This is a genomic window from Leptolyngbya sp. BC1307 (assembly GCF_002286735.1).
In the GTDB taxonomy this organism is placed as follows: Bacteria; Cyanobacteriota; Cyanobacteriia; order Phormidesmidales; family Phormidesmidaceae; genus Phormidesmis.
The window spans coordinates 111,836-137,605 of record NZ_NRTA01000001.1; the positions used below are offsets into that span (position 1 = coordinate 111,836).

General features: G+C 54.0%; 27 protein-coding genes and 1 riboswitch. Of the genes, 13 read left to right on the forward strand and 14 right to left on the reverse strand.

Features of this window, described 5'->3' with window-relative positions:
- Positions 1–109: 109 nt before the first annotated feature.
- Positions 110–1,822 (reverse strand): ABC-F family ATP-binding cassette domain-containing protein, encoded by a 1,713-nt coding sequence (locus CKL79_RS00505; protein ID WP_121967627.1) that lies wholly within the window; start codon positions 1,820–1,822, stop codon positions 110–112.
- A gap of 199 nt (positions 1,823–2,021) precedes the next feature.
- Positions 2,022–2,144 carry a hypothetical protein gene (locus CKL79_RS24095; protein WP_276298676.1) on the reverse strand — a complete coding sequence of 41 codons (123 nt, stop codon included), beginning with the start codon at positions 2,142–2,144 and terminating at the stop codon, positions 2,022–2,024.
- On the opposite strand from CKL79_RS24095, the gene CKL79_RS00510 reads away from it, so the two are divergent.
- Positions 2,125–2,715, forward strand: coding sequence for a hypothetical protein (locus CKL79_RS00510; protein ID WP_141242123.1), 591 nt, complete (start codon positions 2,125–2,127; stop codon positions 2,713–2,715). The genes CKL79_RS24095 and CKL79_RS00510 overlap by 20 nt on opposite strands.
- Here the strand turns inward: CKL79_RS00510 and CKL79_RS00515 are convergent.
- Positions 2,712–3,812, reverse strand: a complete 1,101-nt coding sequence (locus CKL79_RS00515; RefSeq protein WP_121967629.1) for an aspartate carbamoyltransferase catalytic subunit — start codon at positions 3,810–3,812, stop codon at positions 2,712–2,714. The two genes, CKL79_RS00510 and CKL79_RS00515, sit on opposite strands and share 4 nt — an antisense overlap.
- Positions 3,813–3,984: 172 nt before the next feature.
- Here CKL79_RS00515 and CKL79_RS00520 point away from each other — a divergent pair, with 172 nt between their 5' ends.
- Entirely contained in the window at positions 3,985–4,578 is a 594-nt protein-coding gene (locus CKL79_RS00520) for a sporulation/spore germination protein (protein WP_141242124.1), read from the forward strand.
- A gap of 23 nt (positions 4,579–4,601) precedes the next feature.
- On the opposite strand, the gene CKL79_RS00525 is transcribed toward CKL79_RS00520, so the two are convergent.
- Complete coding sequence (locus CKL79_RS00525; RefSeq protein WP_121967770.1) at positions 4,602–5,183, reverse strand: DNA-3-methyladenine glycosylase; 582 nt, start codon at positions 5,181–5,183, stop codon at positions 4,602–4,604.
- 150 nt (positions 5,184–5,333) lie between these two features.
- On the opposite strand from CKL79_RS00525, the gene CKL79_RS24100 reads away from it, so the two are divergent.
- From CKL79_RS24100 to ftsH3, 4 genes are all read left to right on the forward strand, one after another.
- Positions 5,334–5,456 carry a hypothetical protein gene (locus CKL79_RS24100; protein ID WP_276298681.1) on the forward strand — a complete coding sequence of 41 codons (123 nt, stop codon included), beginning with the start codon at positions 5,334–5,336 and terminating at the stop codon, positions 5,454–5,456.
- 51 nt (positions 5,457–5,507) lie between these two features.
- A complete protein-coding gene (locus CKL79_RS00530; RefSeq protein WP_121967631.1) occupies positions 5,508–7,199 on the forward strand; it encodes an MBL fold metallo-hydrolase in 1,692 nt (563 codons plus the stop codon).
- 10 nt (positions 7,200–7,209) lie between these two features.
- Entirely contained in the window at positions 7,210–8,031 is an 822-nt protein-coding gene (locus tag CKL79_RS00535; RefSeq protein ID WP_121967632.1) for an aminotransferase class IV, read from the forward strand.
- A gap of 197 nt (positions 8,032–8,228) precedes the next feature.
- Positions 8,229–10,070, forward strand: coding sequence for an ATP-dependent zinc metalloprotease FtsH3 (ftsH3, locus tag CKL79_RS00540; protein ID WP_121967633.1), 1,842 nt, complete (start codon positions 8,229–8,231; stop codon positions 10,068–10,070).
- A 145-nt stretch (positions 10,071–10,215) separates the two neighbouring features.
- On the opposite strand, the gene CKL79_RS00545 is transcribed toward ftsH3, so the two are convergent.
- Positions 10,216–11,052, reverse strand: a complete 837-nt coding sequence (locus tag CKL79_RS00545; RefSeq protein ID WP_121967634.1) for a 6-carboxytetrahydropterin synthase — start codon at positions 11,050–11,052, stop codon at positions 10,216–10,218.
- A 240-nt stretch (positions 11,053–11,292) separates the two neighbouring features.
- Positions 11,293–11,365: riboswitch (Glutamine riboswitch) on the forward strand.
- 44 nt (positions 11,366–11,409) lie between these two features.
- Here CKL79_RS00545 and CKL79_RS00550 point away from each other — a divergent pair.
- Positions 11,410–11,844: a DUF4278 domain-containing protein gene (locus CKL79_RS00550; protein ID WP_121967635.1), complete on the forward strand. Its 435-nt coding sequence runs from the start codon at positions 11,410–11,412 to the stop codon at positions 11,842–11,844.
- A 203-nt stretch (positions 11,845–12,047) separates the two neighbouring features.
- Complete coding sequence (locus tag CKL79_RS00555; protein ID WP_121967636.1) at positions 12,048–12,491, forward strand: tellurite resistance TerB family protein; 444 nt, start codon at positions 12,048–12,050, stop codon at positions 12,489–12,491.
- Here the strand turns inward: CKL79_RS00555 and rsmG are convergent.
- Both rsmG and CKL79_RS00565 read right to left on the reverse strand, forming a co-directional pair.
- Positions 12,488–13,351, reverse strand: coding sequence for a 16S rRNA (guanine(527)-N(7))-methyltransferase RsmG (rsmG, locus tag CKL79_RS00560; protein ID WP_121967637.1), 864 nt, complete (start codon positions 13,349–13,351; stop codon positions 12,488–12,490). The two genes, CKL79_RS00555 and rsmG, sit on opposite strands and share 4 nt — an antisense overlap.
- A gap of 71 nt (positions 13,352–13,422) precedes the next feature.
- Positions 13,423–14,094: an ABC transporter ATP-binding protein gene (locus CKL79_RS00565; protein WP_121967638.1), complete on the reverse strand. Its 672-nt coding sequence runs from the start codon at positions 14,092–14,094 to the stop codon at positions 13,423–13,425.
- A gap of 95 nt (positions 14,095–14,189) precedes the next feature.
- Between CKL79_RS00565 and CKL79_RS00570 the strand changes: the two genes are divergently transcribed.
- Positions 14,190–14,636, forward strand: a complete 447-nt coding sequence (locus CKL79_RS00570) for a DUF3531 family protein (protein ID WP_121967639.1) — start codon at positions 14,190–14,192, stop codon at positions 14,634–14,636.
- 8 nt (positions 14,637–14,644) lie between these two features.
- Positions 14,645–15,088 carry an NUDIX domain-containing protein gene (locus CKL79_RS00575; protein WP_121967640.1) on the forward strand — a complete coding sequence of 148 codons (444 nt, stop codon included), beginning with the start codon at positions 14,645–14,647 and terminating at the stop codon, positions 15,086–15,088.
- A gap of 28 nt (positions 15,089–15,116) precedes the next feature.
- Here the strand turns inward: CKL79_RS00575 and CKL79_RS00580 are convergent, their stop codons facing one another.
- The 5 genes from CKL79_RS00580 to deoC form a co-directional block, all read right to left on the reverse strand.
- On the reverse strand, positions 15,117–15,614 hold the full coding sequence (locus CKL79_RS00580) for a molybdenum cofactor biosynthesis protein MoaE (RefSeq protein ID WP_121967641.1): 498 nt from the start codon (positions 15,612–15,614) through the stop codon (positions 15,117–15,119).
- Between the two features lie 42 nt (positions 15,615–15,656).
- The gene (locus tag CKL79_RS00585; protein WP_121967642.1) at positions 15,657–16,808 is read right to left on the reverse strand and encodes a glycosyltransferase family 4 protein; all 1,152 of its coding nucleotides are present in this window, start codon (positions 16,806–16,808) and stop codon (positions 15,657–15,659) included.
- 341 nt (positions 16,809–17,149) lie between these two features.
- Positions 17,150–18,700 (reverse strand): MFS transporter, encoded by a 1,551-nt coding sequence (locus tag CKL79_RS00590; RefSeq protein ID WP_240518568.1) that lies wholly within the window; start codon positions 18,698–18,700, stop codon positions 17,150–17,152.
- A complete protein-coding gene (gene recO / locus CKL79_RS00595) occupies positions 18,684–19,763 on the reverse strand; it encodes a DNA repair protein RecO (protein ID WP_121967643.1) in 1,080 nt (359 codons plus the stop codon). The genes CKL79_RS00590 and recO overlap by 17 nt, the downstream gene beginning before the upstream one ends.
- Before the next feature lie 3 nt (positions 19,764–19,766).
- The gene (gene deoC / locus CKL79_RS00600; protein ID WP_121967644.1) at positions 19,767–20,462 is read right to left on the reverse strand and encodes a deoxyribose-phosphate aldolase; all 696 of its coding nucleotides are present in this window, start codon (positions 20,460–20,462) and stop codon (positions 19,767–19,769) included.
- Positions 20,463–20,798: 336 nt separating this feature from the next.
- Between deoC and CKL79_RS00605 the strand changes: the two genes are divergently transcribed.
- The 3 genes from CKL79_RS00605 (at position 20,799) to hpsU (ending at position 23,360) form a co-directional block, all read left to right on the forward strand.
- The gene (locus CKL79_RS00605; protein WP_121967645.1) at positions 20,799–21,740 is read left to right on the forward strand and encodes a glycosyltransferase family 2 protein; all 942 of its coding nucleotides are present in this window, start codon (positions 20,799–20,801) and stop codon (positions 21,738–21,740) included.
- A 67-nt stretch (positions 21,741–21,807) separates the two neighbouring features.
- Complete coding sequence (locus CKL79_RS00610) at positions 21,808–22,740, forward strand: glycosyltransferase family 2 protein (RefSeq protein ID WP_121967646.1); 933 nt, start codon at positions 21,808–21,810, stop codon at positions 22,738–22,740.
- A gap of 11 nt (positions 22,741–22,751) precedes the next feature.
- A complete protein-coding gene (gene hpsU, locus CKL79_RS00615) occupies positions 22,752–23,360 on the forward strand; it encodes a hormogonium polysaccharide biosynthesis acetyltransferase HpsU (RefSeq protein ID WP_121967647.1) in 609 nt (202 codons plus the stop codon).
- Here hpsU and CKL79_RS00620 read toward each other — a convergent pair.
- A complete protein-coding gene (locus tag CKL79_RS00620) occupies positions 23,336–24,235 on the reverse strand; it encodes a glycosyltransferase (RefSeq protein ID WP_121967648.1) in 900 nt (299 codons plus the stop codon). The two genes, hpsU and CKL79_RS00620, sit on opposite strands and share 25 nt — an antisense overlap.
- 93 nt (positions 24,236–24,328) lie before the next feature.
- The gene (locus CKL79_RS00625) at positions 24,329–25,735 is read right to left on the reverse strand and encodes a sensor histidine kinase (protein WP_121967649.1); all 1,407 of its coding nucleotides are present in this window, start codon (positions 25,733–25,735) and stop codon (positions 24,329–24,331) included.
- Positions 25,736–25,770 lie beyond the last annotated feature (35 nt).

Sequence of the window (25,770 nt, forward strand, 5' to 3'; positions counted from 1 at the left end):
TAAGTAGATATCTAATTATTTAGCATGTGTCACTCCTAAAATAAAGCGCTTTGGCCGTCTGATCTGTCTGAATCTGTAAGACGGCACTCCCAACTTTAAGGATAAACGCTCAGCTAGCGCCTTTTGTAGCTGCTTTGGCCTGACGCTGTTTCTGTCGTTTGGCTGCTACTTTGGCCGCTTTCTCCGCTTCGATTGTCTCTAGCCTAGTGCGCTCTTTTTCCTCTGAAATTTTATCGAGATAGTAGCGGTAGTCACCCCGGTACAGGCGCAGTTCACCCTCGCGAATCTCGACAATCTTGTTGGCGACCTGAGAGACAAAGTAGCGGTCATGAGAGACAATCAAGGCGGTGCCGTCGTAAGCCTTGAGGGCGTTTTCCAGCATCTCTTTTGCGGGAATATCTAAATGGTTCGTCGGCTCGTCTAAAATCAGCAGGTTCGCTGGCTGAAGCAGCATTTTTGCCAGGGCCAACCGGGCCTTTTCGCCCCCGCTGAGGGCTTCTACTTTCTTAAAGGCCGCACTGCCGCTAAATAAAAATCGACCGAGCAGCGTGCGCACTTCTTCGTTTTTCCAGTCGGGCACTTCATCGTGAATGGTGCCAATGACGGTTTTCTCTAGATCTAGCGCTTCTGCCTGATTTTGCTCAAAATAGCCGGGGATCACGTTGTGCGCGCCCAGAGCGACGGTACCATCGTCGGGCGGCTCGCTGCCGATAATCAGTCTCAGCAGGGTCGATTTGCCTGCGCCGTTGGGGCCGACAAAGGCAATGCGATCGCCGCGCTCGATCTCTAACCCTGTCCCCAAAAATAAGATTTTATCGCCATAGGTATGGGTCATATCGGCAATCGTCACCACTTCCCTGCCGCTGCGGGGAGCGGGCGGAAATTTGAACTGTAGCCCGCGCAGATCCGCAGTGGGGGCTTCGACTCGTTCGATTTTGGCCAGCTGCTTTTCGCGGCTCTTGGCCTGAGTGCTGCGGGTAGCGCTAGCCCGAAACTTCTCGACAAAGGCTTGCTGCTTGGACAGCTCCTTTTGCTGACGCTCGAAGGTACTCTGCTGGGCGACTTTGCTTTCTGCTTTTTGAGCCAGGTAGGTGCTGTAATTGCCGAGGTAGGTAGTTGAGACGCCGCGTTCGGTCTCCACGATAGAGGTACACAGCCGATCTAAAAACTCTCGGTCATGCGAGACAATCACCATCGGAATGGTGAGACCTTTGAGATAGTTTTCTAGCCACTCGATAGTTTCCAGGTCTAGATGGTTGGTCGGCTCGTCTAGCAGTAGCAGATCGGGCGACTGCAGGAGAACTTTGCCCAATCCCATTCGCATTTGCCAGCCACCACTGTAGGAGCTGACGAGGCGATCGCCCGCATCGCTCTCAAAGCCCATCTCTGGCAATATCTTCTCGATCCTGGCCTCTAGCCCGTAGCCGTCGAGCGCCTCAAACTGGCGCTGCTGCTTGTCGAGTTTGTTAATTAGCTTCTCTAGCTGGCGCGGATCGGCGCTCTCCATCTGCTTGGGAATATCAGCGAGCGTCTGCTGGATTTTGTTGGCCTCAGAAAAGACCGTCCAGAATTCTTCCCTAACCGTCCGCCGGGGATCAACTTCAAATTCCTGGTTGAGCGCAGCGATGTGCAGCTCGTTCGGGCGAATAATCGAACCGGTTGTGGGCTCTACTTCGCTCAAAATAATCTTCAGCTGGGTTGATTTGCCTGCGCCATTCACCCCAACTAGGCCAACACGCTCCCCAGTTTTCACTTCCCAGTTAATATCTTTGAGGACTTCACCGGTCGGGTAGATTTTGCTGATGTTTTCAAGGCGCAGCATAGACAAAGCTCCTTATGGGCTCCTTAGTAGTAGTGACAGTAATCCGCTAAGGGAAAACTCGGGCAGACAGTAGCTCTTTGGCTTGGTAACTTACGATTACAAGTTTTGCAGTATCTTAACAAAAATGTAACAAAAAGCGGGGGCGGGCATTTCTGTATACTCTTTAGGGATGACCGGCAGACGCGGTCAGTTTGAAAGATTACCAACGCTGCTCTGAGCCTTTATCTATGAGTTCGACTTCGCCGCTGCCGTGCTTAATGCCAATTTTGATGCCAGTCTTGAGCGGTTTTAGCGTTGCCGCTATGGTGCTAACTGCTGCCATGCCCGCCACGGCTCAGAGCCTTACCTTACCAACCGAATCGCCTGCTCTCCCGGCTGAGTCACCAGGAACTCCTGTGCCAGCGCCAGCGCCAGCGGCTGATCCAGACAGCCTCGATGCTGAGATTGCTAACTATTCAGACGAGGCGATTTCTATTGACTATCCGGCCACCTGGCAGATTGAAGTAGAAGACGACAGTTTGAAGATTACCAATCTGCCCGATACAGAAGCTGATTTGGTCGCCACTCAGATCTTTCAAATAGACGCGCCACCCGGCCCTTTGGTCAATGCCAATATTGACAGTTTTCTCGAAGAGGGCTCAACGGTTGGCCGCTATCGTACGATTACCGTTGATGGCCAGTCCGCCCTGGTAGTGTGGCTCTCTGACCGCCCGGATACGCTGAGCCAGGCGATCGCTACCTTCATTGGCTACGGCGATAAGACAGTTTTTCTTTTCAGTCGCTACGCCGACACTAATAGCACCGCCGAATCAGAGATCTTACGGCTGCATACCTCTTTCTCCAATCTAGCGGTCCAAAGCTCAGCCGCAGAGGGACCATCTGTCGGTAACTAACGTAGCGAAGAGTCTGTTTTTTGAGAAGACGGTGTTTTTTGAGAAGAGTCTGTTTTTTGAGAAGGCGGTGTCTTTTTGTCAGCGGGCTGCTGAGCGCCGCCCATTAAGTACAGCAAGGCCATGCGCACGGCGACACCGCTAGCGACCTGCTGAGAGACCAGGCTCACCTGCGGATCGTCCATCAGGTCAGAAGTGATTTCGACGCCGCGATTGGTCGGCCCTGGGTGCAGAACTTTGACATTGGGTGAGCAGTGCCGGAGGCGATCGCGCGTGATGCCAAACCGCTGATGATACTCTCGCAAGCTAGGCAGCAGGTGATCGCTCATGCGTTCTTTTTGCAGCCGCAGCGCCATTACAAAGTCAGCATTTTTCAGGGCCGAGTCTACCTGCCAGTGAATGAATACTTGCCGCTGCACGGTCCCTTCAGACGTTTCTAAAGGGAGTGAAAAGGCTTCGGCAAAAGCTTTAGGCAGCAGCGTTGGCGGCGCGGCTAAATGCACCTCAGCGCCACAGGCCGTCAGGCTCCACAGGTTAGAGCGGGCGACTCGTGAGTGCAAGATATCGCCCACTACTGCTACCTTTTTACCCCGCAAATCGACAATTGACGGCTGCTCTGGATTGAGCGAATTGCAAATAGTCAGCAAGTCGAGCAGGGCCTGAGAAGGGTGCTCGTGCTGGCCATCCCCAGCATTGAGGACGCCGACACCTGCGCCTAGCCGATCTAGCTCCTGAGCGATGGTTGCCGGTACCCCCGCCCCCCGATGGCGGACGACCATCAGGTCAGTGCCCATTGCCAGGTAGGTTTTTGCGGTGTCTAAGATGGTTTCGCCCTTGGTCAGCGAAGAGCTACCAGGTGAAAAGTTAAGCGTGTCAGCCGACAGGCGCTTGGCGGCGAGTTCGAAACTGCTCCGGGTGCGGGTAGACGGTTCAAAAAAAAGATTGGCAACGACCTGGCCTTGCAGCGTGGGCACTTTTTTGGTGCGCCGCGAGAGCACACCTTGAAAGCTAAGCGCCGTTTGCAAAACACTCTCATACTCCCCTGGCGTAAACTCTGCCAGAGAGAGAATATGGCGTCGATGCCAGGGGAAGGTACTCATACGGCTAGTTCACCGCTCAAGAGAAGGGTTAGACGGCGTAAAAGCTTGGCAAATTGGCACAGGGTGGCGACAGGGCAGACATCCATTTTGTAGGATAAGGGTATCTTTAATAGTGCTGTATTCAGTATTTCGTCAGATGGTTCGGTTGCCAAAACGTATTTCCAAGCAGGTTGTGGGGGCTGCCCCATTTAAGCTTACTAATACTTGTGTCACTGGCCTCGCCCTGACGCTCAGTCTGATTTTTACGGGCTGCGCAACTGCGCCCGACAAAGTGGTCGTAGAGCCCTCTCCTAGCCCCACGCCTGAAGCCGTAGAAACCCCTAAGCAAACCGCGCCGCCGACTGAGACCCTCGACAAGGCTCAGCCGGTTGAGGCTCAGCCTGATGGCCAGGCAGAGGGTGCTAAGCAGCCTGATGGCCAGATGGTGACTGTCTCGGTCTATACCATCGATGCTCAGTGCAATAATTTTGTCGAGCAGGCAGTGCAGGTACCCAACGAAGGGGCGATCACTGAGGCCGTCGGCAAAGCTATGGACGCGATTGACTACAACGCCTTTAAGCTGGAGAGCTATCAGGTCAACATCAACGGCAGTACGGCTACGGTTAATATGCAGCTCGCGCCGAGTTCGCAGCGTCAATTTGTCTCTCTTTCTAGCTGTGAGCAGCGGGCACTCTTTGGCAGCGTCGAAAAAACCCTGCTCAATAATGCCGATTGGAATGTCAGCGCCGTCAAGTTTACTAACAACGGCCAAGAAATTCTGCTTTAGTTCGTTTTTTAATCGCCATCTTCTCACCGCTTAGAGACCGCTAGCGAGTCTTTTAAGTACCAGCGCCACGGACGATCAGCGGCTTTAGTAATGCCAATGCGAGTCGTTTGCACGATTTCTTGGGCGGTCACCGGACGGCCATGCTCTAGCCATAAGCCGCTTTTGGGGTGGTAGCGATCGCCATCCAACGTCCGATCAATCTCCAACGCTCTGCATAGTTTTCCTGGCCCGGCTGCTGTGCGGTGGGGTTTTTGGCTGTGTTTGGGATCGAGCTGTGGCGGAATATCCCACAGATCCAGCGCTCGAATCAGGACGGCACTGCCGGTCCCTGGCGCTTCGGTGACCACATTCAGGCAGTGGTACATGCCATAGATCAAGTACACATAGCAGTGCCCTGGCGGGCCAAACATGGCAGCATTGCGCAAACTCTGGCCCCGGTAGGCATGACAGGCCGGATCGCCTGGGGAGTAGGCTTCGGTTTCGACAATGGTGCCGCGAATCAGAGGGCCATTGGGGAGTTGCCGAACGAGTGTGCAGCCAAGGAGATCGGGGGCGACTGCGACTGAGGGGCGATCGCACCACGCTGCCGAAATCAGTTTTTCCATTTGCGTTTCTGCTGGCTGACCCCCAGACTGATCCTCATTACAATTTGTCATAAACCATTAAGAATTAACATGCCATCAGAGTGAGTTGTTAGGATCAGCACTGACGTATTTCTCTGAGGAACCCGAAAGGGCTTCAGCTATCTTTAGACAATGGATATTAAACTTGTGCTTTTTCTAATGACGGGTCTATTTGCCGCCTGCTGCCTATTCTTTGGCACTCGCAACGGCTTTTACGACTCTAAAAACTACCATGGCAATGGCTCTGCCCATTAATGGCTCTATCCATTGCTCAGAGATGCATTGCCCAATGCCTAAAGACTGCCCGTGACTGAGCTATCTTGTCTGCCATATAGCGTCGGCTACGAAAATGAAGGGGTCTGTCTGAGCATTCAGATTGGCCCCTACTCTATCTTGCTCGACTGCGGCCTTGCCGATATCTCGGCGCTGCGAGAAGAAGCTGCCGATTTTGTTTTCTGCAGCCATGCCCATACAGACCATGTCAGAGGGCTGTTGCCCCTGCACCGGGCTTTTCCCCACCTGCCAATTTTCAGCAGCGAGGTCACTGCTCGCCTGGTGCCGCTGAACTGGCCCGACCAAGAAGATGCCAGGTTTTGTCGTTCGCTGCCTTGGCGATCGCCAGTAGAGCTAGCACCTGGGCTGACGGTCAGGCTATGGCCAGCCGGTCACCTGCCAGGAGCAGCCTGCTTTTTAATCACCTATAAAACGCCTCAGCGCACCTACAGCGTTTTCTACTCAGGCGACTGCTTCTTATCCAATGGGCGATTGGTCGATGGCTTACCCCTGGCAGAGCTGCGCAACCTCAAGCCCGACGTTTTGATTATCGAAGGCAGCTATGGCACCGAGCGGCACCCGCACCGCAAGCAGCAGGAAAATTATTTAGTAGAGCGCCTGAGCAAGGCGTTGACTAACCACGGACGAGCGGTCTTTCCCAGTCCGCTATTGGGATTGGGGCAAGAGCTGCTGATGCTGCTTCGGAGCCATCACCACTTCACCGGTCAGCCGCTAGATATCTGGGTCGATCCGCTGGTTGCTTTGGGATGCGATGTCTACTTAGGAGCCCTTTCGTCACTGCCCGCTACCGTCCAAAATTTTGCTCAGCACCAGCCCCTGTTTTGGGATGAACGGGTATTGCCCCGAGTCAGGCGGTTAGGGGTACGCGACTCCCCGGCAGATCTCGCAGCCGGGACAGACCCGGCTATCTTGATTGTTCACCCGGCCACACATCCCAGCGTTTACTGTCAGGCCGGTCTGTCGGACTGGACTGTGTTTGTGCCTGACTTAGAAGACATTCCGCTGTGGCAGGGTCAGCTATCAGACCCCTTAGACGGCCAGTTCAAACGGCGCTGGGCACCGTTTGATTGGCTAGCAGAAATGCAGACTACGTTGGCAAAGCCGGTTTTAGAGGATATGGCTACCGGCAAGACTGAAATAGAGCACTACATGCTCACCAGTCACAGCGACGGGGGAGGCACTACTCAGCTAATTCACAATTTGCGGCCCCAGCACGTCATTTTTGTGCATGGAAACCCAAAGCAGCTTACCGATCTGGCCGGTTTAGAGGCGCTGCAAAGTCGCTATCAGCTACATCTACCAACCGCTGCCCAACCGATTGATTTACCTTTGGCAGAGTCGTTTTGGCAACCTGCCCCGCCGCGCGAAAATCTCTACGAGGGCGAGGTAGATATCTCCGCTGAGGGGGTGGTGCTGACGCTTCCACCAAACCTAGAAGGTGACCCGCGTTGGATACAGCTGGCTGATACGGGCATTGTGGAAGCCAGTTGGCAGGGCGATCAGCTGGTGATTCGCGGGCTCAATCAGCAGGAACTGATGCAGGTAGCGCCTCGCGATCCGGTGGCGTCAGCCCGAACTTGTTATTACTGTCGTCATTTGCGCGGCCAGCGGTGCCGTAATCCAGAGTCGCCGCTGGTGGGTTTGCAGGTGACTTCCGAGGGGTCTTGCTCAGTATTTGAGCGCTCCAGTCGGTCGTTGGGGTAAGGGTTACTAAGTGACGTTCTGGTACAGCGGCAATCTATTTGAAGCGGGAGAGACCGGTAGCAATCCTTCTGTGCCTTTAGATGGGGTAGGGCTGCGATTTGGGGCGACGGTGTTTACGACGCTGCGGATTTATAGAGAAGACCTGCACCATCCGCTCACTCAGTGGGCAGGTCACTGCGATCGCCTCACCCGATCCATCCAGCAGTTTGGTTGGACGCTCCCAAATTGGGCGAGGATTTACCAGGGCTGCGAGCAGCTCAAAAGCCGCTACCCGATTTTGAGAATTACGCTCTTTGCCGATGGCCGTGAGTGGATTACAGGCCGGGCGCTGCCGCCTCAGCTACCGGTTCAGCAGCAGACAGGCGTCACCTGTTGGGTTGCCCCACCCGACTATGCCCGCAGCTTGCCCGCCCATAAGACCGGCAATTACTTAGCCTGCTGGCTTGCTCAGCAGCAGGCCCAGCGCTGTGGCGCTCGCGACGCCATACTGACCAACACTCAAGGCGAATGGCTAGAGACTGCTACCGGCAACCTGTGGGGCTGGGCCGAGGGGCAGTGGTGGACGCCGGTGAGCGATCAGTGTTTGCCGGGGCTGATGCGAAGCCAGCTAATGCAAGTCCTAGCGGCGACAGGTGAAAAGGTGGGCTGCCAGCCTTGGACAAAAGACCGGGTGATGGGGTTTGAGGCGATCGCCTACAGTAACTGTGCTGTCCAGCTTTTACCTATCCACACAATTCTAAACGGGGCAACTACACTAGAATATAGCTCTCAACATGCCAGTATCAGGGCATTGCAAGAGCGGATCGCTGATTTGGAAGCTGATCTAAGGTAGTAAAAGAGACCTGAGCACTGGCCCAAACAGCTAACGCCTGTAGGGATTCCTGAAAATGAGTTAACATAAGTTAATAACACAGGATTTAACGCTAGCAGTATTTGAGCTGTAGATTCTTGAGAATCAGATTCTTGAGAGCCAGCCCTCAGCTCCCAGACTAGGCGTCCTCACACCACCACTTAGGAGGCTTTCCCCCGGTGAATAAACGCTGGAGAAACGCGGGTCTTTACGTATTACTCGTCGTCGTTGTGATTGCGTTGGCAACCACATTTTTTGATCAACCCCGTGTCGAGACCCAGTCTTGGCGCTATAGCAAGTTTATTGACGAAGTTCAGCAGGGCCGCATCGAAAGCGTCGCCGTCAGCTCTGACAAGTCTCAGGCCCGCTTTGCCGCTCCTGATGGCACTGGCCGGATCGTCGTCAATCTTCCTCAAGACCCCGGTCTAGTCGATATTCTCACCAGTAACAATGTCGATATCTCGGTGCAGCCCACTCAGGACGAGAGCGCCCTGGTACGGGTTTTTAGTGCGCTAGTTATTCCAGTGCTGCTGCTGGTAGCGCTGTTCTTCTTATTCCGCCGCGCCTCAAACGGTCCTGGTAGCCAGGCGATGAACTTTGGCAAGTCTAAGGCCAGAGTACAGATGGAGCCTCAGACTCAGGTGACCTTTGGCGATGTTGCCGGAATCGACCAGGCCAAGCTAGAGCTAGCCGAGGTTGTAGACTTTTTGAAGAATGCTGACCGCTTTACAGCGATCGGGGCCAAAATTCCTAAAGGCGTTTTGCTAGTTGGCCCACCAGGAACCGGTAAAACCCTCCTAGCGAAGGCCGTTGCTGGCGAAGCTGGCGTCCCCTTCTTCTCTATCTCCGGTTCCGAATTTGTTGAAATGTTCGTCGGTGTCGGTGCTTCCAGAGTCCGCGACCTATTTGAGCAGGCCAAATCTAACGCCCCCTGTATCGTATTTATCGACGAGATTGACGCCGTTGGCCGTCAGCGCGGTGCGGGTCTGGGCGGCGGTAACGATGAGCGTGAGCAAACGCTGAACCAGCTCCTAACCGAGATGGACGGCTTTGAAGGCAACACAGGCATCATCATCATTGCCGCGACTAACCGGCCTGATGTCTTAGATGCGGCCCTGCTGCGCCCCGGTCGCTTTGACCGTCAGGTGGTGGTAGATCGCCCTGACTATGCGGGTCGTTTAGAAATTCTCAACGTTCACTCTCGCGGTAAGACATTCTCTAAAGACGTAGACCTGGAGAAAATTGCCCGCCGTACGCCTGGCTTCACAGGCGCAGACCTATCTAACTTGCTCAACGAAGCGGCAATTCTGGCAGCGCGGCGCAACCTCACCGAAATCTCGATGGATGAAGTGAACGATGCCATTGATAGAGTGTTGGCTGGCCCCGAAAAGAAAGACCGGGTAATGAGCGAAAAGCGCAAAACGCTGGTGGCTTACCACGAAGCCGGTCATGCGCTGGTCGGTGCGCTGATGCCTGACTATGACCCCGTTCAAAAAATCAGCATCATTCCTCGTGGCAGAGCCGGTGGCCTCACCTGGTTTACCCCGAGTGAAGAGCGCTTAGAGTCGGGTCTGTATTCTCGCTCTTATCTGCAAAACCAGATGGCGGTCGCCTTAGGTGGCCGGTTAGCTGAAGAGATCGTCTTTGGCGATGAGGAAGTCACCACGGGTGCTTCTAACGACTTGCAGCAGGTGGCGCGGGTCGCTCGTCAAATGGTGACTCGTTTCGGCATGAGTGACGTGCTCGGGCCGGTGGCGCTAGGTCGCCAGCAAGGCAACCCCTTCTTAGGCCGTGACATTGCCAGCGAGCGCGACTTTTCTGAGCAGACCGCTGCCTCGATAGACTCGGAAGTACGACTGTTAGTAGACCAGGCATACGACCGCTGTAAGTCTGTGCTTGTCAATAATCGTCATATCTTAGACAAGCTCGCCGATATGCTGGTAGACAAGGAAACTGTGGATTCAGAAGAGCTACAGAACTTGCTAGCTACCAACGATGTGAAGATGGCTAGCATTGCTTAAGGAAGGTGATTCGCTCAGACTGGTCAATCTATTCGATGGCTATCTGAGCGGATTTTTTCAATAGATCTTGCACATCTAAACTAATAGCCGCCCTTTTGATTTTCTAAGGGCGGCTTTTGTCTGTCTTTTATAGCTGAGATGCGGCCTAAAGAGCAGCTTCTTCTAATTCCTCTGCCAGGACTTCTGCCGAATTATTAGGGCTTTCAATGAGTTTGACTTTATGCAGCGATGCGCCCAGTTCGTCGATCGGTTGGCGCAGCAACTGACAGAGGTGAATGACGATATTTTCAGCAGTCGGCACTACCGACTGAAAGTAAGGTACGTCTTTGTTGAGGAAAGTATGGTCGAGCGGTTCAATGACGTGCTGAGCGATCGCTCCCTGCATCGCGCCTAGATCCACTAACATACCCGTGCGCGGATCGACCTCGCCCTTGACTGTTACCTCTACCCGATAGTTATGGCCGTGACCATTAGGCCGAGAGCATTTGCCATAGATCTCAGTGTTTGCCTCGTCGCTGAGATCCGGCAGCGCTAGCCGGTGAGCGGCGCTGAAGTGAGCTGAAGTGGTTAAATAGGCTTCCATTCCGTTTCCTTGATAGTCGGCCCAGAGATCTGGCGTTTCGAATAGCTGAATATTAATGAGGGGCAAGTGAGGCAGCAGCCGCTGCCAGATTACCCGAGCCACATTTTCCGTCGTGGGCAGAGTCGCTTGAAACGCCTGCCAGGTCTCATTGAGATAAGAAAAATCCAGCGGCTCTACGACCTCCCGGCGAATAATGTCTTTAGCCTCTGTCAGGTTAAGCACCATGCCATAGGGGTCTAGCTCGCTTTCAAGCGAGACATTTAGCACATAGTTGTGGCCATGACCGGGCGCGCGCGCGCACTTACCAAAAAGGCGTAGATTTTCGTGCTCGCTCAGCTCATCTAGCCAGTATCGGTGGCTTGATGAAAACTGCGATCGCCGATTGACAATGCACTTCATAGGGAACTGGCTTCTACAGATTAGTCAAACCAGCAGAACAGACTATAATCTTCTGTCTGCTTAGGATATTAAGAATTACAACGATTTCTCTATGATAACACCTGCAAAAAAAGCTGTATTCCTTCTACATCAAAGAAAACCACAAATTTAAAGAGAAAGTCTAGGCAGGTAACCGTATGTCACAAGTCCTTGTTATTAGAATTTGCAGCTGTAACAATGAATACAGAAATAAGACTTGAGCCCGTTCATCTCAGCCTTCACCTGAGACGGAAGTAAGGATAGCCAGGCTTCGCTAGCCCTGAAGGAACGCGTTGCCTCATGAATGTTTTCGCATTTATTTTTTTGAGGAACGAAACAATGAAACTTACCTATCGAGGTATTGAGTACGACTACAACCCCCCGAGGCTGGAGGTCACTGATAGCGAAATTTCCTGTCAGTACCGGGGGCATGCCGCTCGCTACAGCTATGTCCGCCATGTGCCAATCCCTCAGCCAGCTGAGCGATTGACTTACCGAGGGGTTGCCTATCAGACGACTCGTCAGGGAGGAATTCAGCAGATTACCCCGCAGACGGCAACTGGCACATCGCCTGCTTTGCTAACTGGCTTGCGCAGTAAGTTAGTCAGCAGCAGCCCGGCTGCTCAGGTCCGCCGCGAACTGCTGCGTGAGTCTAGCCGTCTGCACAAGGAGAATATCAGCCGCTCTTTGCAGCACCGCGTGGAAGTGGCCAAGACACAGGGCAACGAAGCACTGCTTCAGCAGCTAGAGTACGAAGCGCGTCAAACAGTATAAGCAGTATTAAGTTGGCTACCACTTGATGCTGTTTGGATAGGCCTTGGCCGTAAGAAGGGAAGGGATCATCGGGTCTCTTCCTTTTTTGTGGATGGCGAAAGGTTTATGGCAAGCGGTTTCCCTTTTGCTGGGTCGGACTGTTAGAAGATGCTGGAGCTTGGCAATAATAGCCCATTGACGCTGTTTAGATAGGGAGCCTCAGGATGGGCGTTTTCAATCAGGTGTTTGGGAGAGTCTCGGATGTGAAGCTAGCAATGAATTCAGCCGAGGCATTGGCGGCGATCTGTTTAGTGGCGATCGCTGCTGATGGCTATCTCTCCAAATCAGAAGAAGCTGAGATGACGCTACGGCTAAGCCGAATGCGGCTGTTTCAAGACTCTACAGAGAGCTTAGAGCACATTCAAGACAGCCTGGTAAGTAGACTAAAAAAGTATGGCCCCCAAGCCCTGATCGAAAGTGCCAGAGCCGTGCTACCGCCCAGTTTGGCTCCGACTGCCTTTACGATCGCCGTCGATCTGGTCTTTGCTGACGGCATTGTCTCCGCCGAAGAGCGAGCCTTTATAGATGACCTGCGTCATATTTTAGTCATTCCCGACGATTTGGCTCTGAAGATTGTCGAAGTGATGACGATCAAAAATCAGGGCTAGGTCAGCGGATGCTTTCCTGGCACACCTACCGCCCGAGGGAAATCTGGAGGCGTGAGTCTGACCTTGTGGATAAACAGGCAGTGGCGGCTGCTTTGGGTCAGCGGCGTCTGCCAGCTTTGCAGATCGGTCAGCTCGCCGCCCAGCAGCTCAATCACCGGCAGCAGCGCCTCGGTGTCATCGGTGCTCCACTGGCCGCGAAAGAGCACAGCTTGTCCGCCAGTCGTGAGCAGGGGCAGGGCGTACTCTGCGCAGGTTGCCGCAGAGCCGACAGCGCGTACCAGCGCTAGATCGTAGCGGGCGCGGTGGGCTGACTGCTGACCTAGCGCTTCTGCCCTAGCCGCTATGCAGGTAGCCAGTAAGCCGAGCTGGTGGCACAGCGTTTTGAGAAACTGCACCTTTTTGCGGGTGGCATCGACCAAAGTAAGATCGATAGGGGCCAGCGGTGAGAGGGCGATCGCTGCTGGAATGCCTGGAAAACCAGCGCCAGTACCAATGTCGATCATGCGAATCGGGGATTGATCAGAATCAACGTCAGCCTCCGCAGGCAGAGACGCTGCTGTATCTTCAGCAATCCAAGGGGCTAAGCCGCTGAGAGAGTCCCAAAGATGCTTTTCCCAAAATTCATCAGGCCCGGTGATTCGAGTCAGGTTTAGCTGCTGATTGCCCGCCAAAATCTGCGCGTAAAGCTGCTGAAATAGATCTTGCTGAGCCTCAGTAGGCTGCCAGCCCAGGCTTTGCTGCCATAAGTCTAGATGGGCGGGTAGAGGCTGCGATAGGGGTTCTGCAGCTTGGAACCCTGACGCTGGGGACGGCGTTTGGCCCGTTAGCTGAGGTGAGTCTGAAGGAGGAGAGGGGGCCATAGGTGAAGCGGTAGATCGCGCTATGAGTAGCTGAGATGAAAGATTTAGGTAAAAAGATTTAGGTAAATGGCTCAGGCAGCGGGCTGAGGCTGGCGGTGGCGCAAGCTGGCTGGCTGGACGCTGCTGAGCTGACCGTGGTTGATCGTCCAGCAGTGATCGGCGATGTCAACCAGGTCTTCGGCATCGTGCGAGACGATCAGCAGGCTCCACTCTTTTTTAAGCTCGGCCAGCAAGCTCACTAGCTGCTGTCGCATTGACCAGTCGAGGCCAGCAGTCGGTTCATCTAGCAGCAGCAGATAGGGCTGCCGAATCAGCTGCACTGCCAGGGCTAGCCGCCGCTGCTGACCGCCGCTGAGCTGCTGGGGCGAAGCCTGCAAAGACAGATGATCTAGCCCTACTGCCGCGAGGGCCTCCTGAACCCGATCTGAGCTGAGTTCGGGGGGGTGACCCAGGCGCAGTTCTTCAAAGACGGTATGGCCGCAGAAGTGCCGCTCAGGAAACTGAAAGACCAGTCCGCCTAGCTGCTGCAAAGCTTCGGGGAGCAGCGACTGCTCACGCCAGAACAGCTTGCCGCTAGTCGGCGTAGCGAGCCCGGCCAAAATTTCTAGCAGTGTGCTTTTTCCCGATCCGCTGGGGCCGACAATCAGCCCTAACTGCTTGGGGCCGAGATCAAATGAAATCTGCTTTAAGATGGGCAGAGCGCTGGCAGTGGGATGGTAGCTGATATCTCGCAGGTGAAGCATACAGAAAGCGTCGGCTGATATCGGTCGATGGGCCTTTCAATTGTATAGTGCATATTAGGTAGTGTTCGTCTGTTTGTCTTCGGTGTGAGGTTTGTGTGCAAGTTCAGTTTCGTGAATGTGACTTTTTTAATCTGTGGATCTGGCTGGAGTTTGAGACGGTGCCTTCGGTGGCGGAGCAGCAGTATATAGAGGAGATTTTTAGCTCCTGGTTTTTTATTGGGAAGCTGGGCGGCTTTAATGCTGAAAACCTGCAGGTGCAGGAAACGGGCGTTGATATCAGCTATTTTGACTATGACGAAGATGAGTCGGCGCGATCGCTCCTCTCGCTCATGCACAACATGGCAGAAGTCGAATTTCAAGGGCTCTGGGCGCGCTGCTGGCTGGATCTGGGTACGACCGATGCGATCGCCCTCGACGTGCTGATCAACACCGTGCGTCAGTTCAGTCAGGACTATGTAGAGATTCGGCAGATTATCGTTGGCGGTGAAAACGAAGACTGGCCGGTGCCTGAAGAAAATCCAGAAGCGGCCTTTCCTGACTAGGCTTTGCGATGGCTAAACGCATTCGACCGATCTCGCTGGGCCTGATTGAGCACAGCGGTCATATTTTTGTTAGCCAGGGGCAAGACTGCCATACTCAGGAAACCTTTTATCGTTTTTTAGGAGGTGGCATTGATTTTGGGGAAACCAGCCAGGCGGCGCTAGAGAGGGAATTCGTTGAGGAGATTCAGGCTGAGCTGACCGATATTGAATATTTGACCTGTCTGGACAATATTTTTACGATCAACGGTAAAGCCAAGCATGAGCTCATTCAGTTATTTCGCTGCCGATTTGTCGATCCGGCTTTCTACCAGCTAGAAGAGACATTTGAGCTGATTGAGGGCGATCGCACCGAAAAAGCCTTCTGGCTAAATACCCAGCGCGTCTTCAGCGGAGAATGCCGACTGGTGCCGGTCAGCTGCTTACCCTATCTAAAAAAATCACTGAAAAACTGACCCGTAAGGTCACGACTCCAAGTCTGAACTATGCGGAATCTGACGGTTCTTCGCAGGCCCCAATGCTCACCCAGCTAGTCGAACCGTCTTGCCAGTGTTCTTTTTTCCAAATGGGAGCATTGTGCTTGAGGGTGTCAATCGCGTATTGACAGGCAGCAAAGGCTTCGCCCCGATGCGGGCTACCGACAGCGACCAGCACGCTAATTTCGCCCACGACTAGCTTGCCAGTGCGATGGTGAATGACGACGTGAGTAATATCGGCCCAGCGCTGACGAGTCTCAGCGGCGATTTTCTTAAATACCTGCATGGCCATTGGCTCGTATGCCTGGTACTCTAGCGCCACCACCGGCTGACCGTCGGTTTGATTGCGCACCATGCCGCTCATCAGCACAATCGCCCCGTTGGCCCCATCGTCGGCTAGCTGATAGGCCCGTTCTAGAGAGAGAGGGGCAAAGGCGATCGCAAAATCATCGGTTGGCTGATCGCTAATCTGAGTATTCAGGTCAAAGGGCAAGCCAACGGTCATGATAGTGAGCGAAATATGGTAGGACTTTGAAAGCGAATTCTGCTAAGCGCCCTTAATGAGCGGATAGCTGCTTCTAGCTGGCATCGCCAGGGTGCAATAGAGCTGTTCTAGCAGGGTGATGTTTTGGCTTAGAGTATAGCGCTCCAGGACACGCGATCGCGCCTTTTGCCCCAGCAGCGTCGTAATTTCAGAATGTTCACGAAACAGCGGCAGCACCGTTCTCAGCTGGCTGGAGACCTTTTGCGTATTGAGAATAACGCCTGCCCCCTGCGCCAAAACCTCGCCATCGGCCCCGGCATCAGTCGCTACGCAGGCGGCACCACAGGCCATCGCCTCTAACAGCGAGAGCGAAAGCCCCTCGACTAAAGACGGCAAAATGAAGCAATCGGCCCCTCGCAAAATTTCAATGCGACGATCTTCATTAGCCACAAAGCCGAGCCACACGATGTTGCTATCGGTGTAAAAAGCTCGGAGAGACGACTCTAAAGGCCCGCTGCCGACAATCGCGAGCTTGTTCTCTGCCCCCATGTTCGCCAGCTTCCATCCTTTTAGCAGCGACTCCACGTTTTTTTCTATCGCCAGTCTGCCCTGATACACATAGAGTTGCCGCGCATTGAGCTGCTTTTTAATGCTAGAAAACCCGGGGGCATAGCGATAAGTATCGACCCCGTTAGGAATGACGGCCATCCGCTCTGACGGCACGCCCAGTTTCACCAGCAAATTTTGCTGAATTTGTGAAAACACAATTACCCGGTCGTAATGGGCCAGGCAGGGCGCATAGAGCTGATAGGTAAAATGCTGGGTGCTAGAGGAGAGATTGCGGCGTTTGCGGTCAAAGGCAGGGTGAAACGTAGCGACCAGTGGAATGCCTAAGCTGCGGCAAATCTCGGGCAGCTTAAAATCTAACGGAGAAAGCGTTAGAGACGCATGAACTAGATCGGGATCTAACTTTTCTAGGGTATCGGCCAGCAGCCGGGCCGATCCTAACGCTGGAATCGTTAAAATTTGAGACTTAAAAATAAAGGGGAGAGAGACTTCTTCGTAGCTAGAGTGATCGTCTGTAACCTCGTCAGACTGGGCAAAATGTAGAAATGTGACCCGATGGCCCCGATCTAACAGGGCATTGGTAATTTCTCTGCCGTAGGTTACGTTGCCACAAAAGGGAGATTTTTTACCAAGCCACGCAATATGCATTTACCGGTCAAAACGCTGGTTATAGGAGGAAATTTTGCAGTTAATGGTTGCTATCAGAACTGTTTGCTTTAGCAGCTAGAAGCCGCTCCTTCAGACTTTATCAGAGTGGGTGGGGTGGGGCGATCGCTAGCGGTGAACTCTCTGATTCGGATGGCCCGTCACAAGTGAACCCTTTGGGTATCAAGATGACCAGACGCACCGTAATTTTCACCAGAGCCTTTGTTACTTCTGATACTGACAAGCATATTGGCTTAGTATAAGCGCAGATGGTAGCCTTTACCGGGCGATCCCTCGGCCAGTGAAGGCAGAGAAAACTAGATGTAAATACTGAGATCAGATGACTACGCGGCGGTCTCGTCGACAGGCTCCCGCAGAGACGCCCGAACGAGCGACCAGGTAAAAAAACCGCCCATGGCCACCAGTATCGCCAGCAGGCCAAACACCGTTCGTAGGCCTAAAAAGGTTTCAGCAATGCCAGCTAGGGCTAGCGGTAGGCTCAAGGCGATATTGACCACGTTGTTTTGCAGACCAAACACTTTGCCCCGCATTTCTTCTGGCGTTTTTTCTTGAATGGTCGTCTGCATTGGGATGCCCACCATCGCGCCGAACAAACCCAGGCCGCCAATCAGCCCCAAGCTAGGCCACAGCTGTGCCGGTGCTAGTGAAAGTCCGGTCAGCATAGCCGCCATGCCCAGAGAGCCAGTGAGCCCTAGCTGAGGCCGAGAAAACCGCTGACCAAACTGGCCAATCGCTACTGCCCCAATCGCCAGACCGACCCCGCCCGCTGCCAGTAAAAAGCCAAACTGAGAAGAGCGAATCGTCGGAATCACTTCAGCTAATCTGACGGCCAGCACAGCTAGGGCCGCAAAGACAGAAAATAGGACGGTGAGCTGAATGAGGGCGCTGCGCACCTGCACCTGCTTTTGCAAGTAGGCTAGCCCGTCTTGAATGTCGCTCCAGACGTGGACCTGCTCAGGATTTTCAACTTTGGTTTCGTGGGTGGTCAGTAGCAGGAGTAAGATGCCTGCGATCGCATAGCTCACCCCCACCAGCACCGACTTGCCCAGCCCCGAACCGTTATCGATCGGAGCTAGCCACCTATCGGCTAGGGCCAGCAGCGGCTCACCTACCGCAAAGCCGATAATCACCGAAGCCATCATCGTCGTGGTGTAGAGCGAGTTAGCTGGCAGCAGATTACGCTCTCTGACAATCAGCGGAATTGCCGCCTGCTCAGCTGGTGCAAAAAATTGAGTCAGGGCAGAAACCAGAAAAGTAACGACTAGCAGAATGTAAAAGCCTACCGGCAGATCGAATACGTTCCAGCCAGCCGTCGCCCACAGCATCGCTGGCAGCAACGCCACCAGTAGACCGCGCAGCAGATTGGTAAGCACCAGCACAGGTTTTTTCTTCCACCTGTCTACATACACCCCTGCCAGGGAGCCAAAAAGTACAGCCGGAATTGTGAAGGCAATCATGATCGCCGATACCCAGCCGCTGATAGTCTGCTCTGGCGACTTGTAAGTGTCAGAGATGATGGCAATCATCAGCACCAAATAGACTTTGTCCGCTATTTGGGAAAAAACTTGACCGCTCCACAGCGTTAAAAAGTTGCGATTGCGAAACACTGGCCACAGCCCCGCCTCACGAGACGATTCGACTGTCTCAAGCTCACTTCCTTGAAAAGGGGTATCCGGCCCAATATCGCCAGTAGGTTCACCAGCAGACTGAGGCACGTTTTTGGGCTCTTTTGAAGCTGGCTCTAGCCCGTTATCTGCTGCTGCCCTTTTCTTCGCTTGTGCTGCTGGATCTTCAGGGCTGTTGCCCAGTGCTTTGGCGGCTTCGGCTTCTTCATTGTTTAGATGGTCAGTGTCAGATTCAGACTCGCGAAGCATGAGTTGAGGAGGTAAAGCAGGTGTCAATGAGCGTGGCGGAACGAATAGGCCGATCAAACTGATATTGGGTGTACTGTCGCAAGATTTTTTCTATATGCCGCCACATGATGTGCGGTTCAGAGTGGTCTGCCATTTTTGCGGGCGTTCCGGCCTTTTCTATTGTGCCTGATCGGGCGGCTAATTTGGGGTTTGCAGAACTGGCGACGCTCAAAATCAGCTCAGGCTGGCTAAGCTGCTGCATCAGGGCCAGCTCAGCAGCGCTCAGATAGCCCACGATGCCTAAGTTGGCAGTCAGCTCTTTTGAAACCACCGGTCTACGGCGCTGACCCGGTCGGGGAGGCTGAGTCGCAGATGGCTTGGCCAGAGATTGGGGTAGAGATTGGGGCAGATAGTCGGCGCTAGCGTCGTGGACAGCCAGAGACGGGGCAGACCGATTGAGCCGCTCTGAGCGGGCCTGCGCTATCTGCTTCAGGCGATCGCTCTCCATCCTCTGTAGTTCAGCCATATCGACAACCCCTCCTGAGGAAACGCTAAACCCAGCGTACCAGTCCGGGTTGCCCAGTTCAGGCACGAGCGGCGATCGCGACAGACAGCAGCGAAACACTTCAGGTGCAACCCCAGCTAACACCAGCAGGTGAAAGACAGCCTGAACCAGACAGGGTAAAACATTCGCCCTGGTCGCCGCTTCTAACCGGCCCAAATGCTCAATGAGTAGATAGTACAGCTCTGCCTGAGGCTGATCAGTCAGCGCCTGAGAGAGAACGATTTCTGCCAAATACTGACTGGCAGTGAGCTTAGCGAGATCTTTACTCAAGCCAGGAAAGGAGCGCAGGGTTTCCGCCTGCACCAGCTTGTCAATAGATTTTCCTTTGACAAACAGCAGATCGTTGACGACAAAGAGCCCAGAGCGTCCGCCCAGCTTGGACTTGTGTTTGCGGGCACCAGGAGCGATCGCCCTCACCAGCCCCTGCTCTTTGGTCAGCACCGTCACCAGCCGATCAGATTCGCCCATCGGCATCGCCTTCAAGTTGATGCCCATCGTTTTGTAGCTGCGTTGCGTCATATGCTAATTTGCGTCGGTGTCGGTATCGGCCTGAAGCTGTAAGATTTCGGGGCCGCGAGAGGTGCCCAGCCGGGTAGCCCCTGCTTCTATGAGCGCGATCGCCTGTTCGGGTGTGCGAATGCCGCCTGAGGCTTTGATGCCAATGCGTTCTCCGCCAATCTGACGCAGCATCTGGACATCTTCTACCGTAGCGCCGCCCTGCCAGCCTGTGCTGGTCTTCAGAAAGCTCACACCTGCATCCAGGCAGATTTCAGCAGCCAGTCGTTTTTCATCGCGGGTGAGCAAAGCCATTTCTAAAATCGCCTTGACCGGCTGGCCCGTCAGCTCTACAATCGCCGCTATCTCAGCGTGCAGCCGATTGGTCTCCCCCATTTTTAGCCAGCCCAGGTTAATGACTACGTCTAGCCCGGTAGCGCCATTTTCAACCGCTTCTTGGGCTTCATAAAGCTTCACCTTGGCGGTGGTCGCTCCGCTCGGAAAGCCAATAACTGTACAAACTTGAGGGCGCTTACCGTGCAGCCGCTCAACAGCTAAAGGCACATGCACCGGGTAGATACATACCGAGGCAAACCCATAGCGGTCAGCTTCGTCACACAGATGGGCAATTTGCTCCGAGGTCGCCGCCGGGGCGAGCAGCGTATGGTCAATCAGCGGGGCTAGATCGACAGTCCGAGCAGTGCGGGTACGGCCAGCATTCATAGGTAAGTAAGATGTTAAATTTATGTCGTTTTTACAGGAAATTACTGAACCTTGACGTTGGCAAAGGTCACCCGAGGCTCATATGAGCTTATATATGGACAGGCGCTGTGCTGAAACGCGCACTCAACCGAGGACGCCCAAGTAAAACTAAATCCATCGCTCTATTGTTTTTAGCCCCTCTGTTATTTTCGGCCCCTCTATTATCTCTAACTTAGCGGGAAAGTGCCTATCACAAAGGGCAATCTTGATACATCCCGCCGTCATACCCTCCTGACCGTCGTCACTTTTCCCTGCCTGCCTCCTGTCTCCTGCTCACCCGCTCACCTACCATCCGCTATGGCCGTACCGCTAATTTCAGCCATTATCTGTACCCACAACCGTGAACAGTATCTGGGCGCTGCTATTGATAGCCTGCTGAGCCAAACGCTAGACAGCTATGAGGTGATCGTGGTGGACAATGCCTCTACCGATGGCACCGCCGCCGTCGCCAAAGCCCGGTTAGATAGCCCGAAGGTGAGCTACGTCTATGAGCCAGCGCTAGGGCTATCGGTGGCTCGCAATACGGGCGCAGCGGCTGCTCAGGCACCGATTATCGCCTATCTAGATGACGATGCTGAGGCCAGTGCTGGCTGGCTTGCGGCACTACTAGCAGTGTTTGACCGCAATCAGAAGGTGGCGATCGCCGGCGGCAAAGTCACTTTAATCTGGCCACCCAACGCGCAGCCCCCCCGCTGGCTCTCAGACGATCTATCCAGCGGCTTAGGCGCTTACGACTTGGGCAATGATCTGGTCTATATTCAGCAGCCTGCGCTTACCCCCCGGGGGCTCAATTACGCCGTACGCAAGCAGTTTTTAGACTCAGTTGGGGGCTTTGATACCCATCTGGGCCGGGTGGGTAAAAATCTCCTCTCTAACGAAGAGCAGCAGATGACCCGCCTGGCGCTCGACCAGGGTTGGCAGGTGGCCTACGTGCCCGATGCGCTGGCAGCCCATAACGTCGCCCCGGCTCGGATGAAGCCTGCCTGGTTCCTCAGCCGCAGCTGGTGGCAGGGCATTAGCGAAAGCTACCGGGAGCAGGCTAGCGGCACTACTGGCCTCTGGCAGCTTCGCAGCGGCGGCGAACGCCTGGTGCGCGGCCTCTATAAAACGCTCAAATATATTCATCGGCCCGCTCAGCGATTTGAAAACTTTGCCTATGCCTACGGTCAAATTGCCTATTTGGGCAGCGTTACCAACCATCTAATCCGCCATCGGGACAGGCCCCAAACTGTGGTTTAGCCGCCTGGTTCTAGCCTGCCGCCGCCCTCAATCTGACGACTTTAACTACTCCTTCGCCGCTAATATCATGACTGCATCCATTCCAGTTTCTGTTCTCATTCCTGCTAAAAACGAAGAAGAAAATCTGCCCGCCTGTATTACTAGCCTGGCGCAGGCTGACGAAATTTTTGTCGTGGATTCTCAGAGTGAGGATAGCTCAGTTGAGATTGCAGAGCGCTTAGGCGCAAAGGTCGTCCAGTTTGACTTCAACGGTCGCTGGCCCAAGAAGAAGAACTGGTCGCTGGATAATCTGCCCTTTCGCAACGAGTGGGTGCTGATTGTTGACTGCGATGAGCGCATTACGCCCGAATCTTGGGCCGAAATCGCTGAGAGGATCAAAAACCCCGATCTGGACGGTTACTACATCAACCGCCGGGTCTTTTTCTTAGGCAAATGGATTCGCCACGGCGGCAAATATCCTGACTGGAACCTGCGCCTCTTTCGCCATGCCAAGGGCCGCTACGAAAATCTCAACACTGAAGACATTCGCAATACCGGCGACAACGAAGTGCATGAGCACGTCATGATTCCTCACGAAAAGGTGGGCTATCTCAAAGAAGACATGCTCCACGAAGATTTTCGCGACCTTTACCATTGGCTAGCCCGGCACAACCGCTACTCCAACTGGGAAGCGCGGGTATATTACAACCTGCTCACCGGCATGGGTGATGACGGCACTATTGGCGGCAATCTGTTTGGTGATGCGGTGCAGCGTAAGCGCTTTCTCAAAAAAATCTGGGTGCGCTTGCCCTTTAAGCCGCTGCTGCGCTTTGTGCTGTTTTACTTCATTCAGCTGGGCTTTTTAGACGGATATGCAGGCTATGTGTATGGGCGGCTGCTCAGTCAGTATGAGTACCAGATTGGGGTGAAGCTGTACGAGCTAAAGTTTGGCGGTCGGCTAAATAAGCTGGAGCGCAGCAGTGAGCCTGCCCCAGTGCAGGCGAGTCCGGTCTCGAACTGAGGTTCCCCAGAGTGGATGTAAAGTCAGCTGCGGATGATTTTGGGACACCGCCGTTTGTCGATTTGAGCCGCTACCATCAGCCGGGCTACGAGGCGGGCGGCTCTAGGGTAAAAATGTTGGTGTGGTGGCTGGTGCAGGCGGTGATCTTCCCGCTGACCCCACATACGGCTCATGGCATTCGCTGCTGGCTGCTGCGGCTATTTGGTGCCAAAATCGGCCAGCAGGTGATGATTCGCCCCACTGCCCGGTTTACCTACCCGTGGAATGTTGAGATTGGCGACTGTAGCTGGGTCGGGGACGACGCTGTGCTTTATAGCCTCGCCCCGATTAGGCTGGGCCGTCACTGTGTGATTTCGCAAAAAAGCTATCTCTGTACGGGCAGTCATGACATCAGCGACCCCCGATTTGGGCTAATGACCGGCGAGATTGTGATAGAAAACGGCGTTTGGGTAGCGACTGACTGCTTTGTGGGCCCCGCTGTGCGAATTGGTGCAAATGCGGTGATTGGCGCTCGTAGCACGGTATTGCAGCCGATGCCGGGCGGACAGGTTTGCCTGGGCACGCCCTGTAAGCCGGTTAAGCCTAGACCGATGGATCAAGTAGCCGATGCCGGGCGATAGCTGCGCCAGAGATCGGAATAAATGACGCGATCGCTCTGCCAGGGCTTATGGTGACCGCCACTCCAGTGGATAACGTTGACTTTATTCGGGTCGCGTCTGAGCAGCCGCGCTATCCAGTGGGGCTGCCCATAGCCGCAGCAGTTCCACCGCTTGTCTAGAGGGATATAGGTGTCTTTGAACATTAAGTTAAAGACGGTTTCATCGCCCAGGTGATAGAGGCGGTAGTCGTTTTTGGCATCCAAATCGAGATAGTGGTGCAGCAGATCGTAAGTTTGCTCCGTCCAAAAAGAGAGGTCGGTAAGCAAGACGCCGCTATTGAAACTGCTTTTGAATTTGCGCAGGTCACCCCACATTTTGAAGGGGTTGCTGAAGTAGAAAATCGCTGGAAAAAACTGAGGAACTGCGGCCAGATAGCGCTGTGGCGTCAGCTGCTCGCCCTGGGCAAAGAGCGATCGCACATCTCCTAGCACCAGCGTATCGCCATCGAAGTAAATTACCCGTTGCACATCGGGAAAGAGATCCTTGAGAAACAGACGGGCGTACTGCATGTAGCGGGAGATTCGCCGCTCTGGTTTTTTCTCTTTAAACCGGCTGTCTAAGTAGTGCTTGAGATAGTCTGGTGGGGTGAATTCTCTGACTCTAAAGATCGCTGCCTCCGGACCATGGTCAGCGGCAAACGTGCTGTGCAGCAGATCAGTAAAAAAGGGGCGATCGCCCACCGGTACCGCAATATTAAACCGCAGCGGTAGGGTACTATTCCCTTCGCTTGCTGAGTAATTCTGCCTGTCACTGGCGTTGCGAAGAATAGAGTTGATGACCACCAGCAGCGGGGTCTGAAGCGCACGGTTCAGTGAAAAGGCAATGTCAACGTACATAAAAATCTCGCGTCGCGGGGCTGTAAGTCTAAAAGATGAGTCTAAAAGAGGGAAAACGGTACCAGGCCTAATACTCTACTGAAAAATCGCCGCCTAAGGCCAGGTGAAGTAAAACGTGGTGCCCTGACCGACTTGAGAGGTGAGCCGGAGAATGCCGCCCCGATTTTCGACGATTTTTTTGACAATAGATAGCCCAATCCCGGTGCTGTCGGGATTATTAGCTGAGAGGGTCTGAAAGATTTTAAAAACCTGCTCATGATACTCAGGGTCTATCCCTGGCCCGTCGTCGGCTACGGCAAATTCGTAATGGCTAAAATTGTAGCGATCGCTGTGGCTAACCTGCTGAGCCGAAACGGTCACTTTGCCATCTTTGCGGGTGTGATGCTTGTAGCTGTTGCTAATTAAATTGCTAAAAATCTGCTGTAGCAGCAGTCGCTCGGTTTCTAGCGTGGGCAGTTCTCTAGCAATCTGCACGCCAAACTGAGGCGGTAGGTCCAGCGATTCAACGACCTCTTTCACGAGTTCTGCTACATTGACAGTCTCAATCGGGTTTTCACCGCGATCCGCTCTAGAGTATTGCAGCAGCCCGTCAATCAGCGCATGCATTTTGGCTACTCGGGCCTGTAGCAGGGTGATTTGTTTGCCGATGGCGCTATCAGCAGAAACGTCTAGATCTTCCGCAATCCAGTCAGAGAGATTGTTAACCGCTCGCAGCGGCGCTTTGAGATCGTGAGAGACGATGTAGGTAAATTCGTTGAGGTCTTGATTGCGACGAGCGAGGGTAACGTTGAATTGACTGAGGGATTCGTTGGCGATCGCCAAATCCCGATTGCGGTCCACAATCACCTGGTCGGCCTGACGATAGAGATAAAAGGCCACTGCATAGCTAATCAGGCTCAAAACGACCGTTGCCGCCAGCAGCCGATCAACCAGCTGTTTGGTTCGCTGTAGCTGCTCTCGCCGACTCTGAAGGAGCTGCTGTTCCTCAGCTTTTAGACTGTCTAGCTCAGATCTGAGGGTATTCATTTCAGCTCCACCCTGGGCGATCAGGCTCTGCAGCTGGGCCGCAGACTCAGAGGATCGCTCAGGGGAGCGGCCCAACAGCTGACAAATATCTTCTAATAGGCTTAGATACGTCTTTATGTCAGCCTGAATAGCGGCTAGCCGCACTTGCTGATTGGCGCTGTTAGCCGTGAGCTGGGCGAGCATAGCCACGCGATCAGGAATGGCGCGTCGGGCGTGCTGATAGGGCTCTAAAAACTGAGGGTTTTGAGTCAGGCCGTAGCCGCGCACGCCGGTTTCTGCATCTACCAGCAGCGTTAGCAGCTGATTGCTTTCTTTAAGCGTTTCTTCAGTGTGAATCACCCAGTTAGAGGCCAGTCGCTCTTGCTGCCGTGACCAGCTCCAGTTGATTAAGGACGACAAAGTGAAAATAGTGGGTACCAGCAAAATGAAAGCACCCCGCCGCGTGATCGAGAGTCCCAGCCAAAAGCGACGCATAGGTCAACGCAGATAATGCTGATAACGTTCAGCCA

What these genes read in the sequence shown, in the direction of transcription:
- CKL79_RS00505 (WP_121967627.1), bottom strand. Translation starts at nt 1,822, where the DNA reads ATGCTGCGCCTTGAAAACATCAGCAAAATCTACCCGACCGGTGAAGTC.
- CKL79_RS00510 (WP_141242123.1), top strand. Translation starts at nt 2,125, where the DNA reads ATGGTGCTAACTGCTGCCATGCCCGCCACGGCTCAGAGCCTTACCTTA.
- CKL79_RS24095 (WP_276298676.1), bottom strand. Translation starts at nt 2,144, where the DNA reads ATGGCAGCAGTTAGCACCATAGCGGCAACGCTAAAACCGCTCAAGACT.
- CKL79_RS00515 (WP_121967629.1), bottom strand. Translation starts at nt 3,812, where the DNA reads ATGAGTACCTTCCCCTGGCATCGACGCCATATTCTCTCTCTGGCAGAG.
- CKL79_RS00525 (WP_121967770.1), bottom strand. Translation starts at nt 5,183, where the DNA reads ATGGAAAAACTGATTTCGGCAGCGTGGTGCGATCGCCCCTCAGTCGCA.
- CKL79_RS24100 (WP_276298681.1), top strand. Translation starts at nt 5,334, where the DNA reads ATGGATATTAAACTTGTGCTTTTTCTAATGACGGGTCTATTTGCCGCC.
- CKL79_RS00545 (WP_121967634.1), bottom strand. Translation starts at nt 11,052, where the DNA reads ATGAAGTGCATTGTCAATCGGCGATCGCAGTTTTCATCAAGCCACCGA.
- CKL79_RS00550 (WP_121967635.1), top strand. Translation starts at nt 11,410, where the DNA reads ATGAAACTTACCTATCGAGGTATTGAGTACGACTACAACCCCCCGAGG.
- CKL79_RS00555 (WP_121967636.1), top strand. Translation starts at nt 12,048, where the DNA reads ATGGGCGTTTTCAATCAGGTGTTTGGGAGAGTCTCGGATGTGAAGCTA.
- rsmG (WP_121967637.1), bottom strand. Translation starts at nt 13,351, where the DNA reads ATGGCCCCCTCTCCTCCTTCAGACTCACCTCAGCTAACGGGCCAAACG.
- CKL79_RS00565 (WP_121967638.1), bottom strand. Translation starts at nt 14,094, where the DNA reads ATGCTTCACCTGCGAGATATCAGCTACCATCCCACTGCCAGCGCTCTG.
- CKL79_RS00575 (WP_121967640.1), top strand. Translation starts at nt 14,645, where the DNA reads ATGGCTAAACGCATTCGACCGATCTCGCTGGGCCTGATTGAGCACAGC.
- CKL79_RS00580 (WP_121967641.1), bottom strand. Translation starts at nt 15,614, where the DNA reads ATGACCGTTGGCTTGCCCTTTGACCTGAATACTCAGATTAGCGATCAG.
- CKL79_RS00585 (WP_121967642.1), bottom strand. Translation starts at nt 16,808, where the DNA reads ATGCATATTGCGTGGCTTGGTAAAAAATCTCCCTTTTGTGGCAACGTA.
- CKL79_RS00590 (WP_240518568.1), bottom strand. Translation starts at nt 18,700, where the DNA reads ATGCTTCGCGAGTCTGAATCTGACACTGACCATCTAAACAATGAAGAA.
- recO (WP_121967643.1), bottom strand. Translation starts at nt 19,763, where the DNA reads ATGACGCAACGCAGCTACAAAACGATGGGCATCAACTTGAAGGCGATG.
- deoC (WP_121967644.1), bottom strand. Translation starts at nt 20,462, where the DNA reads ATGAATGCTGGCCGTACCCGCACTGCTCGGACTGTCGATCTAGCCCCG.
- CKL79_RS00605 (WP_121967645.1), top strand. Translation starts at nt 20,799, where the DNA reads ATGGCCGTACCGCTAATTTCAGCCATTATCTGTACCCACAACCGTGAA.
- CKL79_RS00610 (WP_121967646.1), top strand. Translation starts at nt 21,808, where the DNA reads ATGACTGCATCCATTCCAGTTTCTGTTCTCATTCCTGCTAAAAACGAA.
- CKL79_RS00620 (WP_121967648.1), bottom strand. Translation starts at nt 24,235, where the DNA reads ATGTACGTTGACATTGCCTTTTCACTGAACCGTGCGCTTCAGACCCCG.
- CKL79_RS00625 (WP_121967649.1), bottom strand. Translation starts at nt 25,735, where the DNA reads ATGCGTCGCTTTTGGCTGGGACTCTCGATCACGCGGCGGGGTGCTTTC.